This window comes from Tateyamaria omphalii (assembly GCF_019802125.1).
GTDB classification, from domain to species: Bacteria; Pseudomonadota; Alphaproteobacteria; order Rhodobacterales; family Rhodobacteraceae; genus Tateyamaria; species Tateyamaria omphalii_B.
In genome coordinates this window covers 60,979-76,793 of record NZ_JAHVHT010000004.1, presented here as the reverse complement: position 1 = coordinate 76,793, position 15,815 = coordinate 60,979, and the positions used below count along the sequence as shown (strand labels likewise).

Below are 15,815 nucleotides of genomic sequence, written 5' to 3'. Positions count from 1 at the left end.
GAGCCCGTTTCATCTGGCTTGAGGCTTGTGGCTGACCGGCCCTCCGGGGGGGATTTTTTTGAAACAGGGAAGGGGTCATGTCAGTGCCTCCGGTCCCAGGTGTCGCCAGAGTTGCATGGGGCCGTAACGCTCGTGCGTGAAGTCGCTGTCGTAGGTGGCGCCGAGGCGTTCGGCGACGCGGGCGGAGTTGTGATTTTCTACCGCGATCAGGCTTGTGAGGGTGGTCCAGCCGAGGGTGTTGTAGGCGTAGTCGCGGGCGGCGCGGGCTGCCTCGGTGGCGTAGCCTTTGCCCGTGGCGCCGTTGAAGAGGTCCCAGCCCAATTCGCGTTCGGGAAACCCTTCGGGGTGCCAGAGGCCGACGATGCCGACCGGCGCTTGGGTGTCTTTTTCGATCAGGGTCCAGCGGCCGAACGCGCGCAGGACCCAGTGGCCTGCTTCCTGAGCGAGCGCGCGCCAGCTGAGTTCGCGGCTTTGTGGGCCGCCCACAAATGCAGCGCGCGGGGAGGTGTAGAAATCAGCCAGTGCGTCAAAGTCCGACAGGTCGGGTGCGCGCAGGATCAGACGCTCGGTCTCGAGCTTGGGGGCGGAGAAGGTGACGCTCATGCCGTGGGCCTCGGGTGGCGGTAGACATAGGCTGTGCCGGGGACTTCTGCCGTATCATCGCGGACTGCGCCGAGGCGTTCGGCGAGCGTGATGGAGCGTTCGTTGGGGTAGGCGATGTAGCTGACGATGGTGTCCCATTTCAGCGTGGTCCACGTGTAATCGATCACGGCTTTGGCCGCCTCAAAAGCGATGCCTTTGCCTTCGACCTTCGGGTCGAAAATGACCCAGCCGACTTCCTGTTCCGGCCAGGTTTTCGGGTTCCAGTGGCCGACGATGCCGAGCGGTGTGTCGTCGCCTGTATAGGTCACGACGAACATGCCGTAGCCGCGCATGACCCAGTGGCCGATCTCGGTACAGAAGAATTCCCACCCGCGGCGGTCATCTTTGGGGCCGCCGACATATTGGGCGCGGTCGGTTTTGTAGAATTCGATGAAGGTGGGCGCGTCTGCGGGTTGTGGTGCGCGCAGGGTCAGCCGTTCGGTTGTGAGGACGGGGGTGCCGGTGAGGGTGATCATGCGGCCCTCCGGTGTCGGTAGACTGTCGTCTCTTCGGGCGTTTCGCCGTCGGGCCTTGGGGCTTCGGGGTCGTGGGTGGCGCCGAGTCGTGTCGCGAGCGCCTCGGAGCGGGTGTTGCCCGGCGTGATGTAGCTGACGAGGGACTTGTCCTCGTGGTGCTGGGCAAACCAATTGCGCGCGGCCACGGCGGCCTCGTATGCGATGCCCTTGCCTTCGGCCTCTTCCATAAGAGTCCAGCCGAGTTCGGGTTCGGGGAAGTGGGCGGGATGTTGCAGCAGGACCTCGCCGCAATAGGTGCCGGTGGCCCGGTCCTCGATCGACCACGCGCCGAAGCCCATGAGCGACCAGCTTCCGACGGCGGCTGCAAATTCGGCCCACGCGCGGTCGGCGCCGATCTGGCCCCAGCTGAATGTGGCGCGGGGCGAGGCGCAATAGGCCGCAAAGGCCGGGAAGTCGGCCTTGACCGGTGCGCGCAGCACCAGACGCTCGGTTTCGAGCGTCGGGATATGATCGGTGATCCCGGTCACTTCTTCTTGCCGAACCCGCTGAGGCCCGGAGGTAGGGGCATGCCGCCGCCCCCGAATGGATTTTGGCCGGGCAGACCGCCTGGCATCTTGCCACCGAGTTGCTTGGCCGCCGCTTCAAGCTGGGCCTGGTCCATGTTCCCCATGTCGGGCATACCGCCGCCTTTGCCCATCATGGCCTTCATCGCCTGTTTCATCATGCCGCCTTTGCCCTTGCCGAGCTTTTTCATCATGTCGGACATCTGGCGGTGCATCTTGAGCAGCTTGTTGAGGTCGCTGACCTGCATGCCGGAGCCTGCGGCGATGCGTTTCTTGCGGCTGGCCTGCAGGATTTGCGGGGCGGCGCGCTCTTTCTTGGTCATGGATTGGATCATGGCGATCTGCTGCTTGAGGATCTTGTCGTCGAACCCGGCATCCGCCACCTGTTTCGACAGTTTCCCCATGCCGGGCATCATGCCCATCATGCCTTCCATGCCGCCCATCTTGATCATCTGTTCAAGCTGCATCTTGAGGTCGTTCATGTTGAACTGACCCTTGGCCATGCGCTTCATCATCTTTTCGGCCTGTTCGGCCTCGATGGTTTCCTGTGCCTTTTCGACGAGGGAGACGATGTCGCCCATGCCGAGGATGCGGCCCGCGATGCGTTCTGGCTCGAAGGTTTCGAGCGCGTCCATCTTTTCGCCCAGACCAACGAACTTGATGGGCTTGCCGGTGACGGCGCGCATGGAGAGCGCAGCACCACCACGGCCGTCGCCATCCATCCGGGTGAGGGCCACGCCCGTGATGCCGATGCGGTCGTCGAAGTTTTGTGCCGTGTTTACGGCGTCCTGACCGGTCAGGCCGTCGACGACGAGGATGGTTTCGCGCGGGTTGGCGATGTCGCGGACCTGTTCGACCTGGGTCATCAACTCTTCGTCGATGGAGAGGCGACCTGCAGTGTCCAGGATGTAGACGTCGTAGCCGCCCATGCTGGCCTGGGTCTTGGCCCGCTTGGCGATCTGAACCGGGTTCTCGCCCTTGACGATGGGCAGGGTATCGACACCGACCTGCGCGCCCAGGATGGCGAGCTGTTCCATGGCGGCGGGGCGTGTGACGTCGAGCGAGGCCATCAGTACGCGCTTGCCGTCACGCTCGGTCAGGCGTTTGCCGAGTTTGGCGGACATAGTGGTCTTACCACCGCCTTGCAGGCCGACCATCAGGATCGGGGCGGGGGGGCTGTCGATCTTGAGCGCGCCGGGTTCGCCTTCGCCCGTGAGGGTCGCGACGAGGGCGTCGTGTACGATCTTGACGACTTGCTGGCCGGGGGTGACCGATTTGGTGACGGCCTGTCCGGTGGCCTCGTCCTGCACGCGTTTGATGAAGTCGCGGGCGACGGGAAGGGACACGTCGGCCTCAAGCAGGGCCACGCGGACCTCACGCAGGGCGGTTTTTACGTCATCCTCGGACAGAGCGCCTTGTTTCGTCAGCCGGTCGAAGACACCGGAGAGGCGTTCGGAGAGATTTTCAAACATGGGCCTGCATCCTTTCGACCGTTGACGTTTGCCCACGACATAAGCGTGGGCGGTGGGGACCCCAAGGGATGGACCAAACGACGAGCGCCCCCGTGGGCGCAACGCGCTGACGGAGGGCGATCCCGGGCATATCCCAAGGGACCGGAAGCTATCGGGCTTCCGGGTGTTGCGCGCGGCGTATGCCAGCGTTGGCCGCGAGTCAAGCGCTGCAATTAGTTGTCGGCTTGGTTGGCAGCAGCCGTGGTGTCTCGCAACGGCCGCTCAGGCTGTCCTGCCCTTTACTGCGTCGGGCATACCGTCGGTGCCACCAACAGCTGACAGCGCGACAACAGGGTTCCAGTAGTCCCGGTAGTCCACGATCTTGCCGTTTCGGACGCGGATCACGTTGATGTATCTTTGGTCATAAGGCAGGCCGGTTTTGCGCCCGGTGCTGTTTCGCGTCTCGAATTCGAGGATCACGACCTCCGGATCCGTGGTCCGGTAGAGAGCGGTCTCGACCAGTTCCTGGATGTCATAGTGTTCGCGAACCACCGGCAGGTAATCGGCGACGGCGGTCCGACCCTTCAGGAAATTGGAGCCTGCGGGGGCATATGGCGCTTCAAACACGACATCCTCGGCGCACATCTCGGGGAAGCTGTCCGCCGGATCGAGAAGATCACCAAGGCTGTTTCGCAGCAAAGTCGTAAGCGCGGGCAGAGGATCGGTGTTGGACATCGGAACGCTCCTTTTTGTCATGCGGTTCTGATGCGGAAGATGGGGGCTTGTCGTTGGAACGCAACCGTCTCGACGTAAAAATTCGGCGGCCTACGTTCTCGAACACTTCTGTGGGGTTTTGTATGAGCCGATGAGCTGATCGACACCGCCCGTCGTTTCCAGTTCCGGTTCTTCCAGTGGAACGCTAACGTATCGACGAATGGTGATGGGATGTGAATGGAACCTGAAAGCGCTCAACAAAAGCCGCGACGACTGTCTGGCGCCGCTTTGCAAAGACCTGAGCTGACGCAGTCATTGTACCGTGCATTCTTTGATGAGTGGGCGGAGCGGGGATATGCCGCCCTCAGCCTCGAACGGGTCGCCAAGAAGGCCGGCGCCGGTAAAGCTGCGATCTATCGGCGCTGGTCGTCCAAGCGTGACTTTGCCAGTGACGCCATACAGAGTGTCGCTTTCGCCGTGACGCCCATTTCAGATGAGGGCAGTCTGGAGGCGGATATATATGCCTTCCTGCACTCGCTTGCGGTTTTCTTTCGCCATTCCAAGGTGCGACGCATCTTGCCGGACCTTTTGGCCGAGCGGGCCCGGTCGGACGAATTGGTCCCGTTGCTCGACACGGTTGCAACGGCGCGCCGCAACAGGGCCGAAGACTTGCTGGATCGGGCGATTTCCCGGGATGAGCTTCCTGTCAGCCTGGACCGGGCGCTGGCGTTGGATTTGCTTCCGTCGCCGCTGTATTGGCGTCTGATCGTGAACCGCAAGCGCGCGTCTCGCAGCGACCTGCGCCGACAGGCGCATGTCCTCGCCATGGCGTTGAAAGCTGCAGGGTAGCGCAAAGAGCAGCCGATGCGGGTGGCTGGTTGGAAGCCGTGAGATGTCACCCCCAACCGTGAAAGGATCGGGTGTCAGGTCGCTGGTGCCATCTGGACCGTGAAGTGTCTATCAAGGTGCTTTCTGACAGATACCGGCCCGAGCTGTCCGACCTACTCCTGAATGCTCTGCAGATACGCCATCAGATCCACGATGGGTTTGCTGGTCAGGATCGGCTGGCCGGTCTCGGCCTTGAGCGCGGTATCGTCGCCTTCGAAGTACCAGCCATAGACCGGCATGGGTGAGCCATGGCTGACCAGCGGGTCGCGCCCGTCGATGCGGGACACCACGCGCGCGATGGGAAAGGTGCCGTCATTGCGCGCGGCGAGGTCGTTCAGGCTGGGCGGTTGCAGCAGCAGGGCCGGACGCATGGGGCCGTTGCCGTCCGCGTTGACACCGTGACAGGTGGCGCAGTGCCGTTGGTAGAGCGTGGCGCCCACAGACGTGTCTTGGGCCATGGCGGTCAGAGGCATGCTGCCGAGCAAAGCAAAGGTAGCGATGAGGTGTTTCACGGTCCGTCTCCTGTCTGATACGCAGGCCAGCGTAAGGAGAGCGGCGTGGGATCGCCCTGATCTTGATCAACTGTCGCGCGGGTTTCTCGTGTCGCCGCAGGAAAGAGGAGTTCGGTATGTCTCAGCTTTTTGCCCCGCAGGCGTACAACAATGCCTGGTCAAATCATCGCCTGCATCGGGCCTGCGCAGGGCTGACTGATGCCGAACTGGCGCGGCCGCGCCCGTCCTTTTTCGGGTCGATCATCGCCACGCTCAATCACATCCTGATTGTGGACTGGTATTACGTATCTGCCTTGGAAGGTGCGTGCATGGGTCCTGCGGCATTTGAGCCGGAAGTGCCCCATCCGGATTTGCCTGCCCTTCGCGCCGCGCAGCGCGATGTCGATCGCCGTTTGATCGCCGTAACAGAAGACGCAACGCTGTCTGATCCTGCACGCATCGTGCACATGCCGCGCAGCAGTGGCATGCAGGAGGAGCGGTTCGACCGCACCTTTCTGCACCTGATCCAGCACCAGATTCACCATCGCGGCCAGGTTCATGCGCTGCTGAGCATGACCAAGGTGGCACCGCCGCAGTTGGATGAGTTCTATATGGCGTGGGACAATGACGCGGCCTTGCGTGCCCCGGATTTGAGCGAAATGGGCGTGACCGAGGATGACATCTGGCGCTAGGCAGAGCGGCGGTAGGCTCTGAGCCAGTCGTTGATCGCGTCCCTCGTCTTTTTCGGACCGTGGCCGGATGTATATGCCTCGACCAGCGGGTAGGGCGGTTCGGCGTGAAAGGTCAGTGTTGGCCGTGCCGTGTCGGAAAACACCTCTACGTCCGCGCCGCGGACGTGGGTGAGTGGATGCACGGCGTTGCTGTAGCGTAAGAGTGTGCGGCGTTGGACGGTGACCGTGCCTGTGCTGGCGTCGAAAATGACCTGATCGCGTTTGATCGCCAAGGCAAAGATGCCCAGCGGTACACCTGCGCCCAGCAGCACGGTGGGCAGTCCGGCGGTTTCCCCGGCTGCCAGCAGGGCCAGCCCCGCTGCCGCGCAGGCCACGATGCACACAATCAGCCCCCCACCCAGGAGCCAGGGGGCGTGGGCCAGGATCAGTTGGGTCGGCAGGTTGCGGACAACGGTCATGTCGCGACGCTACGCGCGGCCATCGACATCGCGCAACAGAATAGCCACCGCCGGGCGGGTCGGCTGGGGGCAATATGTGGGCGTTTCTGGCCGTCAGGCCGCCAGTTTCTCAATCTCTGCCTTGGCGTCTGCGATGGCCTCTTCGCCCTGCGCCATGACGCGGTCAGCGGCGATGACCTCGACGTTGTGAATGCCGATGAACCCGAGCACGTGCTTCAGGTAGTCGGTGGCAAAGTCGATGTCGCTGCCTACCGGGGTGCCGCCGGTTGCAACCGCGATGATCGCGCGCTTGCCGTCGAGCAGGCCGACCGGACCCGTTTCGCTGTACTTGAAGGTCAGCCCGGCGCGCGCCACCAGATCAATCCACGCTTTCAGCGCGGCGGGGATGCCGAAATTGTAGACAGGTGCGCCGATGACGATTGTGTCCGCGGCCTTCAATTCCTCGACCAGCGTGTCGGACAGGGCGAGCGTGTCGCGCTGGGCCGGGTCGCGGTCGTCGGCGGGTGTGAAGTTGGCGTTGACCCAGGTTTCGGTGATCTGGGGCAACGCTTCGCTCAGATCGCGGCGGATCACGTCGCCGCCGAGCTTGGCGACGATCCGGGCGCTCAGGTCACGGGTGACGGACCCTTCGGTGCGGGCGGAGCTGTCGATGTGCAGGATGGTCATGGTCGGGTCCTCTCTGGGATGGATGTGTCGTCTGCCCCCAGAATTGGACCTTGCAAATTTGAACGCAATTTCTGAAACTCAACAGCATCTGTTAGGATTTGCACAAAGAGCTTTTGACCGATGGACAATTGGGACGAGATCAAGACCGCCTATCAGGTGGCGCGTATGGGGACGGTCAGCGGTGCCGCTGACGTGCTGGGCGTGCACCACGCGACGGTCATCCGCCACATCGACGCGCTTGAGGGGCGGCTGGGTGTGAAGCTGTTTCAGCGCCATGCCCGTGGATACACCCCGACCGAGGCGGGGGATGATCTGTTTCGCGTCGCGCAAGCCACCGATGACCAGTTCAGCCAGCTTGTGGGCCGCATCAAGGGGCGCGGGACCGAGGTGTCGGGTGAATTGGTCGTCACCTCGCTGGTGAACATGGCACCCCGCATGGCCCCGGTCCTGACGGAGTTTCAGCAGCAGCACCCGGATGTGGTGGTCCGCTATCTGACCGGTGAGCGCCTGTTTCGCCTGGAATATGGCGAGGCGCATGTGGCGATCCGTGCAGGCAATGCGCCCGACCAGCCGGACAACGTGGTGCAGCCTTTTGTCCGCCAATCCATGGGGCTTTATGCGACCAAGCAATATGTCGAGGCGCATGGCCATCCCGATGATCTGAAAACAGCCACGGGCCACCGCTTTGTCAGTCACGATTCCGCCGACAACCGTGCGCCGTTTCACAAGTGGCTTCGTAGCCAGGTGGCCGAAGATGACATCACCTTCCGCTCGACGGATGTGCGCGCTCTGGAACAAGCCGTGCTGGCAGGGGCGGGCATCGGCTTTCTGTCCGTGCTCGAGGCGCGGGCCAACCCGAACCTGGTGGAGATCATGTGCCCGCGCGAGGATTGGTCCTCGCCCCTGTGGCTGGTGACCCATGTGGATCTGCACCGCACCAACAAGGTGCAGGCGTTCCTGACGTTTCTGAAAGAGAAGTCCAAGGGGTGGCACGTTCTGTGACGCCGGCTCTGCGCGGTCATGCGGCCATGCTGGCCTTTTCGGCTCTGGTGGCTGGGTCGTTTTCGCTTGGGTCCATGGCGGCGAACGAGATCGCGCCCGCTGCGCTGAATGCCGCCCGCTTCTGGATCGCGGCGCTTGTGATTGGCGTGGCCGTTGCGGCGAGGGGCGGCGTGCCGCGGCAGGCGCTAAACGCGCCGTGGCGTTATGCGGTTTTAGGCGGTCTGTTTGCGATCTACTTCGTTCTGATGTTCGAGGGGTTGAAGACGGCGCCCCCGGTCAGTGCGGCGGCTGTCTTTACCCTGACGCCCGTCATGTCCGGCATTTTCGGCTACATCCTTTTGCGCCAGATCACGACCCCGCGCATGGCACTGGCTTTGGCTGTGGGGGCCACAGGAGCCCTTTGGGTGATCTTTCGCGCGGACCTGTCCGCCTTTCTGGCATTCGAGGTTGGGCGCGGCGAGGTCATCTATTTCTTCGGTTGCGTGAGCCACGCGATCTATACCCCAATGGTGCGAAAGCTGAACCGGGGTGAGCCCGCGGTCGTGTTCACATTCGGTATGCTGGTCGCCGGTGCAGTGCTGTTGACGCTGTGGGGCTGGCGGGACCTGATGGCGACCCAATGGGCCGATCTGCCGGGTATTGTCTGGGTAACGCTGATCTACGTGGCGATCTTTGCGTCGGCGGCGACGTTTGTGCTGTTGCAATTCGCCACCCTGCGCCTGCCGTCTGCCAAGGTCATGGCGTATACTTATCTGACACCAAGCTGGGTGATCCTGTGGGAAGTGGCCTTGGGCAACGGTGTGCCCTCCGGCATTGTCTGGGTCGGTGTAGGGTTGACGGTGGTCGCCTTGTCACTGCTCTTGCGGGACGAAGAGCGGGTGGCCTAGCTGCCCGGCAGCTCGGTGGCGAGGAACCGTTCGAACGCATCGAGGTTCACGGGCTCGAACTGGCCAAACCCCTGCATCCAGACGGACGCCGCGCGCATCGCATCCGGATCCAGCTTGCACCATTTCACGCGGCCGCGCTTTTCCTGCTGGATCAGCCCGGCGCGGGTCAGGATCGTCAGGTGCTTGGAGATTGCGGCCAGCGACATCTCGAACGGTTCGGCCACGTCCGTGACGGCCATGTCGTCCTCAAGCAGCATCGTCAGGATCGCCCGCCGGGTCGGGTCGGCGAGGGCTGAGAAGACGGTGTCGAGCGGATCGGCCATGGCCTGTCATACCGGGCGGGCGGTCCAAGGGGAAGCGATCAGAGGTACGGGTGCCTGTTCTCTTCTGACGGCCAGCGGTGGGACATCTGTGCGCGTTGCGACGGGGTGAGGCCGATGTCTTGCGCAATATGGTCCGTCATCGGGGGCAGGGCGGTGCCCTCGGCTTGCTTCGGTATTTTGCGTTTACGCAGAAATTTTGCACAAGTGTTGAGTGCGCGCAGAAGCGCGTTGGAGCGGGTGAGTTGCATGGACAGCCTCTATTCTCAGGAGGTGTGCAGCCAATATGGGCTAGCCTTCCTGTTGGGACAAACAGAGTTCCTTGACATGACTTGTGCCTTTTCTGCACGCTTTGGCTCATGTCCCGCATCCTGCCACCACTCAATGCCTTGCGTGCTTTCGAAGCCGCAGCCCGGCATGAAAGCTTTACCCGAGCCGCCGAAGAGCTGGCTGTAAGTCACTCCGCGATCAGCCGTCATGTGCGCGGGTTGGAGGCGCGATTGGGCGTGCAGCTCTTTCGCGATGCGTCGCGCGGCGTGGCTCTGACAGCAGAGGGCAGCCACTATCTGCAACGGATTGCCCCCGCCTTTGACGTGATCAGCGATGCGACCGAGGGGCTGTCAGATACGCCCGCAGGGCGCGTGGTGGTCAACAGCGAACCCGTTTTTGCCATCAAGATCGTCATGCCCTTGTTGGCTGGGTTCCAGCGCTCCTTTCCGGACGTCGAACTGCGCGTGGTGGGTTCAAATGACCTGGCCGATCTTGATCGCTACGAGGCAGACCTTGCAATTCGCTACGCCAAGACAGGCCATCTTGACGAGCCATCGGATCTGTTGAGCAACGCGCCGATTTATCCATTCGCAGCACCGGGGTACTTGCCGGATGACAAGCTACTGCCGGAACATGTGACGGAGCGGCCCCTGCTGCGTGATCGGGGTCCCAACATCTGGATAGACTGGGTTAAGCGGGCCGGGTTCGACGTCGTGGTGCCGGACCCACCCTGGCGGATGCGCGCAAACCTCGCGCTGGAAGCGGCGGTGCATGGTGCGGGTATCTACCTCGGTGCCTCGGATGGCACGCATCTGGATGAAGCCGCGGGCCGTCTTGTGCGTGTGTCTGACGTGGGGTTTCGACAGGGATCCTTTCACTTGCTCACCAGTGGTCAGTCGGGGCGGCGCAAAGCCGTGCGGACGGTACGCTCTTGGCTGCTGGACCAAACCACCGCGCTGCGTAGAAGATAAAAATCAACCAAATGGTTGAACATACATATCCGCCTGAAAACGCTCGGAAGGGTAGGTGCGGCGCATTGGCGCCTGTCTTCATTGTGCCGGAAAATATGCAATAAAACAGTTGGTTAGGCGCTGATTTCAAAAGTGTCAGTGCGCGTTGACTCACACCGCACCCCGACATATCCACCCATGAAACCAAATGACGGGATGAAAGGCGCGTGACCGACCCCGAAGACGCAGATCGACTGAAGGCCCTGAGCGCCAAGATCGACGCGGTCAAGGAAGAGCATGTGCCCAAACCCCGCACACCGGACCCTCACTCTCAGGCACAACTGGCCTGGCGCATGGTGATCGAACTGGTGGCCGGTATCGGGATCGGCTTTGGCATGGGATACGGGCTGGACGCGCTGTTCGGCACTTCACCGTTTCTCATGATCATATTTATTTTTCTGGGCCTCGCGGCCGGCATCCAGACGATGATGCGCAGCGCGAAAGAGGTTCAGAGCCAGCGAGAAGCGGCCGATGCCGCAGATGACGACGCCCCGCAGGGCTAGGACGGAGAGAGCCGAATGGCAGATGAAGCAACAAACGGTGGTGGGCTGTCCTTCAAGCCCATGGATCAGTTCGAAGTCAAATCGCTGTTTGGTGGCGAGATTGGCATGTTCACGATCACCAACGTGACGCTCTGGCTTGCCCTGGCCGTGCTGGCGGTGATTGGCCTGATGGTCCTGACCACCTCCAAGCGTGAAACCGTTCCGGGCCGCGGCCAGTCGATTGCAGAACTGATGTACGGCTTTGTCTACAAGATGGTCGAGGATGTGACCGGCAAGGATGGGATCAAGTATTTCCCCTACATCATGACGCTGTTCATGTTCATCCTCTGCGCCAACTTCCTTGGCCTGATCCCGATGTCATTCACCACTACGTCGCACATCGCGGTCACCGCTGTCCTCGGCTTCGGCGTGTTCTTTGCAGTTACGATCTTGGGCTTCGTAAAGAACGGTGCATCGTTCCTGAGCCTCTTCTGGGTGTCGAGCGCGCCATTGCCGCTCCGCCCGATCCTCGCAGTTATCGAGATCATTTCATATTTCGTGCGCCCCGTCAGCCACTCCATTCGTCTGGCAGGCAACATGATGGCCGGCCACGCGGTTCTGAAAGTGTTCGCTGGCTTTGCGCAAGTCGCAGCCATCGCCCCCGTGGCCATCATCGGCGTCATGGCGATCTACGGGCTCGAAGTGCTGGTGTCGGCCATCCAGGCCTACGTCTTCACGATCCTCACATGCGTGTACCTCAAGGACGCGCTGCACCCGCATCACTAATGCTCGGTGGGGCACAGCCCTGCTGCATACCAACTTCCAATCGTAAGGAGATTAGACATGGAAGGTGAACTCGCACACATCGGCGCAGGCCTGGCAGCAATCGGTTCCGGCGCAGCCGCAATCGGTGTGGGCCACGTCGCTGGCAACTTCCTCGCCGGCGCTCTGCGCAACCCTTCGGCCGCTGCTGGCCAAACTGCTACACTGTTCATCGGCATCGCCTTTGCAGAAGCCCTGGGGATCTTCTCGTTCCTCGTCGCTCTGCTGCTGATGTTCGCCGTCTAAGCTTCTCTGGCGATATTCCTTACGGTCGGGCGGCGTGGTATAGATCACGCTGCCCGATGTAACGGCTCGCAATTCGGCCCTGCATGCAGGGTCCACTCAGGGGAACGACCGACATGGCAACCGAAACATCAAGTGCTGCCGACGCCGCCGGGCCCGGTATGCCGCAGCTGAACATCGACACGTTCGGCAACCAGATTTTCTGGCTCGTGATCGCCCTTCTGGCGATCTACTTCGTGCTGTCGCGCGTGGCCCTGCCGCGGATCGCAGCCATCCTTGCCGAACGGCAGGGGACCATCACGAATGACATCGCCGCGGCCGAGGACCTCAAGGCCAAGGCGGAGGCGGCGGAAGCTGCCTATGAAAAAGCGCTGGCCGATGCCCGCGCCGAAGCGCAACGCATCGCGGGCGAGACCAAGGCGGCCATCCAGGCCGACCTCGACGTCGCCATCGAAAAGGCGGATGCCGAGATTGCCGCGAAGGCTGCCGAGAGCGAAAAGGCGATTGCCGAAATTCGCGCTGGTGCTCAAGAGGCCGTCAAAGAAGTGGCCAAGGACGCGGCGCAGGACATCGTTGCCCTGATGGGTGGCAAGGCCGACGCCAAGGCGATCACCGCTGCCGTCAACGCCCGGATGAAAGGATAAGTCATGCGTTTTCTGACCCTTACATCCCTCGCCGTTCTGGCTGCTGGTCCGGCACTGGCCGCATCCAAGAATCCGTTTTCGGCGGAGTTCTGGAAGCTGAGCAACACGGACCTGATCGTTCTGATCGCGTTCATCCTGTTCATCGGCGTGCTGGTGTACTTCAAGGTGCCCGGCATGATCTCGAAAATGCTGGACGATCGCGCAAGCGGCATCCAGTCCGAGATCAGCGAGGCCCGCGCGCTGCGTGAAGAAGCGCAAACTCTGTTGGCGTCGTATGAGCGCAAGCAGAAAGAGGTGCAGGAGCAGGCCGACAAGATCGTCGAACAGGCGAAAAAGGACGCGGAAGCGGCTGCCGATCAGGCGCGCGCTGACCTCAAGACGTCCATCGAACGCCGCCTCGCCGCTGCGACGGACCAGATTGCTTCGGCCGAAGCAAGCGCCGTCAAAGAGGTGCGCGACACTGCTGCCGTGGTTGCAGTACAGGCCGCGCGCGACGTGATCGCCAAGCAGATGACGGCCACCGACAGCAACAAGCTGATCGACGACGCCATTGCGGAAGTGGACGCGCGGCTGCACTAAGCCCTTGCGACCACACCGAAACTATTGAACCCCGGCCACCGCGCCGGGGTTTTTCTTTTTGAAGGTTTTGTGAAGTTTTGCGCGGGTTTGGCATGGATCAAGCCGGGGTGCTGTTGCGCGGACTACCCGTTGGGTACGGCCCTGTTTCCAGCACCCGCGAGGTTCTCATGTTTGACACACAGACGACCGGCCTTCCCTCCATACACGCCCTGCGCCGCAACAGCCCGCCCATTGTGACAGTCCGCAACCTGTCGCTGCACTATGGCGAAAAGCAGGCGCTGGATGATGTCAGTTTTGACCTGTACCCAGGCGAGATCCTGGCCTTTATAGGTCCGTCCGGCTGCGGGAAATCCACGGCGCTGAAGTGTCTGAACCGCATGCATGATGATGCCCAGGACGTGCTGATCGAGGGCACGATCCTGATGAATGGTGACAACATACATGGGCCGGATATCGACCCACCGCTGCACCGCCGACGGTTCGGCTGGGTCGCTCAAAAGCCGAACCCGTTTCCGACGAGTATCTTTGAAAACGTGGCTTACCCCGCGCGGCTGCATGGTTTGACAAGGAATCGGAAGGCGTTGAAAATTCATGTAGAACAGTGCCTTAGGCGCGCAGGGCTGTGGGATGAGGTAGTGGAACACCTGACCGTCAAGTCCGGTACTGAACTCTCCGGCGGTCAACAGCAGCGGTTGTGCGTCGCGCGTGCCCTGTCGACCAGTCCCGAGGTGCTGTTGATGGACGAGCCAACCGGGTCCATTGACCCGATTGCGACACAACGGATCGAGGATTTGCTGCTTGAACTGAAGCGGGATCAGGCCATCGTCATTATCACCCATTCGATGGCGCAGGCCCGGCGGATCGCGGATCGGGTTGCCTACTTCCACCTTGGCAAGTTGCTGGAGCTACAGCCGACGGAAGCCATGTTCACGGCGCCCCGCACGACGGAGGCGCGGGCGTTTATCGCGGGCAAGATGGGGTGATCAGCCGCTCGTTTCGTGGTCGAGCCGCTGGCGCGCGATCTCTTCGTTATGCTCGGCCTTTTGCTGGTCGCGCAGGGCCCGTTCAACATAGTCGAGATGGGCGTGCACGGCGGTGCGGGCGGCGCCCGGGTCGCGGGCTTGCAAGGCAGTGTTGATCTGGCGGTGCTGGTCCAGAAGCGCCTGCCGTGTGGTGCGCTGCTTGAACATGACTTGGCGGTTATAGAACACACCATCTCGTAGAAGCTGGTACATCGACCGCATCATGTGGAGCATGATGACGTTGTGGCTCGCCTCGATGATCGCCATGTGGAATTGCGCGTCGAGCTGGGCTTCTTCCTCGCCATTGCGCTTGGGGTGGGCGGCTTCCATCTTTTCGAAGACCTTTTGCACGACGGCCAGATCGGTGTCTGAGGCGAGGCGCGCGGCGCGTTCGGCGGCGAGCCCCTCCATGTCGCGGCGGAAGCTGAGATAGTCGAACACAGCCTCGTCATGGCGGGCGAAAAGTTCAGTCAAAGCAGGGGCAAAGGCGGAACCGAGGACATCGGCCACGTAGACCCCGGCGCCCGGTTTGGCGACCAGCAGGCCGGTCTCTTGCAGGGTGCCGATGGCGTCGCGGAGGGAGGGGCGGGAGACGCCCATGCGTTCGGCGAGGTCGCGTTCGGGGGGCAGCCGTTCGCCGGGGCGCAGGATGCCGCGCAGGATGAGTTGCTCGATCTGGCGGATCACGGCTGCGGAAAGTTTGTCGGGCTGGACGAGGCGAAAGGGCATGGGTACTCCGGTCGAATTGGTAAAATCATATGACCAGTTGGGCGGTGGTGCAATCGGAGAGCGGGTGGGGTGAGTCGGCGCGCGCGTTTACCTTGTTTTTACGGAGATTGACGCTGAAAACAGGGTGTCACCCCCTGTGCACCCTGCGTGCACCCCCTGTACACCCCCAACGGACGCCGAGGCGGAGGTTAACGCAACGCGCGGTGGGGTCTGTTCATTGGTTGTTAACCAAGCGTGGGCTTTGCTGCTGACATGCGCTTTGTTCTCTTTGCCTGCCTTGCTCTTGCCGCCTGCAACACCGCAGGTCCGCATTTTCGCGGCCTGCCTGCCACGACGGTCACGGTTGACGGCTCTACCTTCGACGTGCGCGTCAACGGGCGGCTGGCGGAGGCGTTGCGGACGAACATGCAGTACGCGCCGCGTTTCGGCCCGATCAAGGCGCGTGCGGCCAAAGCTATGGAGATCGTCAGTGGATGCAAGGTGAAGGAGGTGCGCGGGGATCAGGCCTTGGCCACCGGCATTCTGGATTGTGGCAAGGGTGGTCCGCCCATCGACCGGCAGGTGCCGCAGGGGGAATACAGTTGCTACACGCTCGACAGCTATGTCAGCGCGGCCACGGATGAGCTGGTGCTGGCGGTGGATTGTGACGTGATCTGAGCGGCCTGCCCGCAATATCTTGTGGATAAACCCGCCCAAATCGCAGTTTGTGGGGGTCCGGCGTTGACAGCTTTGCCCATGGCCGTCCACCATGCCAGCCCAACCAG

General features: G+C 62.1%; 22 protein-coding genes. 12 read left to right on the top strand and 10 right to left on the bottom strand.

The features are described from left to right. Positions 1 to 75 precede the first annotated feature (75 nt). From KUV51_RS16260 to KUV51_RS16240, 5 genes are all read right to left on the bottom strand, one after another. Positions 76 to 603 (bottom strand): GNAT family N-acetyltransferase, encoded by a 528-nt coding sequence (locus tag KUV51_RS16260; RefSeq protein ID WP_222522509.1) that lies wholly within the window; start codon positions 601 to 603, stop codon positions 76 to 78. Beyond that, positions 600 to 1,118, bottom strand: coding sequence for a GNAT family N-acetyltransferase (locus tag KUV51_RS16255; protein WP_222522508.1), 519 nt, complete (start codon positions 1,116 to 1,118; stop codon positions 600 to 602). The genes KUV51_RS16260 and KUV51_RS16255 overlap by 4 nt, the downstream gene beginning before the upstream one ends. Next, a complete protein-coding gene (locus KUV51_RS16250) occupies positions 1,115 to 1,645 on the bottom strand; it encodes a GNAT family N-acetyltransferase (RefSeq protein ID WP_315898837.1) in 531 nt (176 codons plus the stop codon). The genes KUV51_RS16255 and KUV51_RS16250 overlap by 4 nt, the downstream gene beginning before the upstream one ends. Next, positions 1,642 to 3,153 (bottom strand): signal recognition particle protein, encoded by a 1,512-nt coding sequence (gene ffh / locus KUV51_RS16245; protein WP_222522507.1) that lies wholly within the window; start codon positions 3,151 to 3,153, stop codon positions 1,642 to 1,644. Before ffh ends, KUV51_RS16250 begins: the two co-directional genes overlap by 4 nt. Positions 3,154 to 3,414: 261 nt before the next feature. Continuing rightward, positions 3,415 to 3,867, bottom strand: coding sequence for a nuclear transport factor 2 family protein (locus KUV51_RS16240; RefSeq protein WP_222522506.1), 453 nt, complete (start codon positions 3,865 to 3,867; stop codon positions 3,415 to 3,417). 216 nt (positions 3,868 to 4,083) lie between these two features. On the opposite strand from KUV51_RS16240, the gene KUV51_RS16235 reads away from it, so the two are divergent. Then, entirely contained in the window at positions 4,084 to 4,695 is a 612-nt protein-coding gene (locus KUV51_RS16235; protein WP_222522505.1) for a TetR-like C-terminal domain-containing protein, read from the top strand. A 152-nt stretch (positions 4,696 to 4,847) separates the two neighbouring features. Here the strand turns inward: KUV51_RS16235 and KUV51_RS16230 are convergent, their stop codons facing one another. After that, positions 4,848 to 5,246 (bottom strand): c-type cytochrome, encoded by a 399-nt coding sequence (locus KUV51_RS16230; protein WP_410001082.1) that lies wholly within the window; start codon positions 5,244 to 5,246, stop codon positions 4,848 to 4,850. Between the two features lie 116 nt (positions 5,247 to 5,362). On the opposite strand from KUV51_RS16230, the gene KUV51_RS16225 reads away from it, so the two are divergent. Further along, the gene (locus KUV51_RS16225) at positions 5,363 to 5,917 is read left to right on the top strand and encodes a DinB family protein (RefSeq protein ID WP_222522504.1); all 555 of its coding nucleotides are present in this window, start codon (positions 5,363 to 5,365) and stop codon (positions 5,915 to 5,917) included. On the opposite strand, the gene KUV51_RS16220 is transcribed toward KUV51_RS16225, so the two are convergent. Beyond that, positions 5,914 to 6,375, bottom strand: coding sequence for a hypothetical protein (locus KUV51_RS16220; RefSeq protein WP_222522503.1), 462 nt, complete (start codon positions 6,373 to 6,375; stop codon positions 5,914 to 5,916). The genes KUV51_RS16225 and KUV51_RS16220 overlap by 4 nt on opposite strands. Before the next feature lie 93 nt (positions 6,376 to 6,468). Next, positions 6,469 to 7,041 (bottom strand): FMN-dependent NADH-azoreductase, encoded by a 573-nt coding sequence (locus KUV51_RS16215; RefSeq protein WP_222522502.1) that lies wholly within the window; start codon positions 7,039 to 7,041, stop codon positions 6,469 to 6,471. Between the two features lie 120 nt (positions 7,042 to 7,161). On the opposite strand from KUV51_RS16215, the gene KUV51_RS16210 reads away from it, so the two are divergent. After that, positions 7,162 to 8,043, top strand: coding sequence for a LysR family transcriptional regulator (locus KUV51_RS16210; protein ID WP_222522501.1), 882 nt, complete (start codon positions 7,162 to 7,164; stop codon positions 8,041 to 8,043). Beyond that, complete coding sequence (locus KUV51_RS16205; protein ID WP_222522809.1) at positions 8,040 to 8,930, top strand: DMT family transporter; 891 nt, start codon at positions 8,040 to 8,042, stop codon at positions 8,928 to 8,930. Before KUV51_RS16210 ends, KUV51_RS16205 begins: the two co-directional genes overlap by 4 nt. On the opposite strand, the gene KUV51_RS16200 is transcribed toward KUV51_RS16205, so the two are convergent. Then, on the bottom strand, positions 8,927 to 9,253 hold the full coding sequence (locus KUV51_RS16200; protein ID WP_222522500.1) for an ArsR/SmtB family transcription factor: 327 nt from the start codon (positions 9,251 to 9,253) through the stop codon (positions 8,927 to 8,929). The genes KUV51_RS16205 and KUV51_RS16200 overlap by 4 nt on opposite strands. A gap of 356 nt (positions 9,254 to 9,609) precedes the next feature. Here KUV51_RS16200 and KUV51_RS16195 point away from each other — a divergent pair, with 356 nt between their 5' ends. From KUV51_RS16195 to KUV51_RS16165, 7 genes are all read left to right on the top strand, one after another. Continuing rightward, positions 9,610 to 10,491, top strand: a complete 882-nt coding sequence (locus KUV51_RS16195; RefSeq protein ID WP_222522499.1) for a LysR family transcriptional regulator — start codon at positions 9,610 to 9,612, stop codon at positions 10,489 to 10,491. 206 nt (positions 10,492 to 10,697) lie between these two features. Continuing rightward, complete coding sequence (locus tag KUV51_RS16190) at positions 10,698 to 11,033, top strand: AtpZ/AtpI family protein (protein WP_222522498.1); 336 nt, start codon at positions 10,698 to 10,700, stop codon at positions 11,031 to 11,033. 15 nt (positions 11,034 to 11,048) lie between these two features. After that, entirely contained in the window at positions 11,049 to 11,798 is a 750-nt protein-coding gene (locus tag KUV51_RS16185; RefSeq protein WP_222522497.1) for a F0F1 ATP synthase subunit A, read from the top strand. 57 nt (positions 11,799 to 11,855) lie between these two features. Continuing rightward, positions 11,856 to 12,080 carry a F0F1 ATP synthase subunit C gene (locus KUV51_RS16180; RefSeq protein WP_015496525.1) on the top strand — a complete coding sequence of 75 codons (225 nt, stop codon included), beginning with the start codon at positions 11,856 to 11,858 and terminating at the stop codon, positions 12,078 to 12,080. Positions 12,081 to 12,193: 113 nt separating this feature from the next. After that, positions 12,194 to 12,721 (top strand): F0F1 ATP synthase subunit B', encoded by a 528-nt coding sequence (locus tag KUV51_RS16175; RefSeq protein ID WP_222522496.1) that lies wholly within the window; start codon positions 12,194 to 12,196, stop codon positions 12,719 to 12,721. A 3-nt stretch (positions 12,722 to 12,724) separates the two neighbouring features. Next, the gene (locus tag KUV51_RS16170; RefSeq protein ID WP_222522495.1) at positions 12,725 to 13,300 is read left to right on the top strand and encodes a F0F1 ATP synthase subunit B; all 576 of its coding nucleotides are present in this window, start codon (positions 12,725 to 12,727) and stop codon (positions 13,298 to 13,300) included. A 167-nt stretch (positions 13,301 to 13,467) separates the two neighbouring features. Beyond that, a complete protein-coding gene (locus KUV51_RS16165; protein ID WP_222522494.1) occupies positions 13,468 to 14,283 on the top strand; it encodes a phosphate ABC transporter ATP-binding protein in 816 nt (271 codons plus the stop codon). On the opposite strand, the gene KUV51_RS16160 is transcribed toward KUV51_RS16165, so the two are convergent. Then, on the bottom strand, positions 14,284 to 15,051 hold the full coding sequence (locus tag KUV51_RS16160; RefSeq protein WP_222522493.1) for a FadR/GntR family transcriptional regulator: 768 nt from the start codon (positions 15,049 to 15,051) through the stop codon (positions 14,284 to 14,286). Between the two features lie 252 nt (positions 15,052 to 15,303). Between KUV51_RS16160 and KUV51_RS16155 the strand changes: the two genes are divergently transcribed. Then, positions 15,304 to 15,708, top strand: coding sequence for a hypothetical protein (locus tag KUV51_RS16155; protein WP_261385879.1), 405 nt, complete (start codon positions 15,304 to 15,306; stop codon positions 15,706 to 15,708). Positions 15,709 to 15,815: the final 107 nt, after the last annotated feature.